This is a genomic window from Leucobacter soli (assembly GCF_042659205.1).
Taxonomy (GTDB): Bacteria; Actinomycetota; Actinomycetes; order Actinomycetales; family Microbacteriaceae; genus Leucobacter; species Leucobacter soli.
On sequence record NZ_JBHSRW010000429.1, the window covers coordinates 1 to 941 of the forward strand.

A 941-nucleotide genomic window follows, 5' to 3' on the forward strand; every position below is an offset into this window, starting at 1 on the left:
GCTCCGCTCGGCGGGCGCGGCCCCGGATCTGGTCGCCGCCGCGCTGACCCAGGCCGGACTGAGGGAGAAGGCGCGGGCGAAGTTCGGCGAGCGCGCCGCGAGCATGCTCTTCACGCCTGCCGGCTTGGAGCAGGCGACCCGCGCCGCGGTGGCCGATCTGCACGCCCGTCGGTTCGCCGCAGCGGGATGCCGACGCGTCATCGACCTCGGCTGCGGGATCGGAACCGAGTCCCTCGCGCTGCAGGCTGCGGGGATCGATGTGCGTCCGGTCGAGATCGACCCGTTCACGGCTGCGATCGCCGCGCACAATCTCGGCATCGAGGTGACCGTCGGAGACGCGGAGTCCGTGGGCATCGGCGACGCCGACGGCGCGTTCCTCGACCCGGCCCGCCGCACCTCCGGCCACCGCGACACCCGCCGCCTCTCCTCCCCGGGCGATTACTCCCCGTCGCTGGACTTCGCGTTCGGCCTGGCGGATCGCCTGCCCACCGGCGTGAAGCTGGGGCCCGGCTTCGACCGCGAGCTGATCCCGGACGGGGCGGAGGCTCAGTGGGTGTCCGTGGACGGACAGCTCGTCGAGACCGGGCTCTGGTTCGGCGAGGTCTCCCGACCGGGAGTGCGCCGCGCCGCGCTCGTCATCCGCGGAGACGAGTCGCACGAGCTGACCGCCGCGGCCGATGCTGCCGACGTCGGAGCACGCCGGCTCGGCGAGTACGTCTACGAGCCGGATGGCGCGGTGATCCGTGCCCGACTGATCGGACGGCTCGCCGAGGATCTCGGCGCCGGGATGGTCGGCAACGGGATCGCCTATCTCACCGCCGACGAGGCCCGCCCGACGCCGTTCGCGCAGGCCTTCCGCGTGCGCGAGGTCCTGCCGGCCGGCGAGAAGGCACTGCGTCGCGCCCTCGCCGCGCGCGGGATCGGTCGGTTGGAGATCAAGA

1 protein-coding gene is annotated in these 941 nt (G+C 73.6%); it reads left to right on the plus strand.

Translation table 11 applies throughout. The annotated features are described in order from the left end of the window. Positions 1–941 (plus strand): THUMP-like domain-containing protein (locus ACFPZL_RS13730; RefSeq protein WP_382335947.1); only part of this gene is annotated, 941 nt, incomplete at both ends.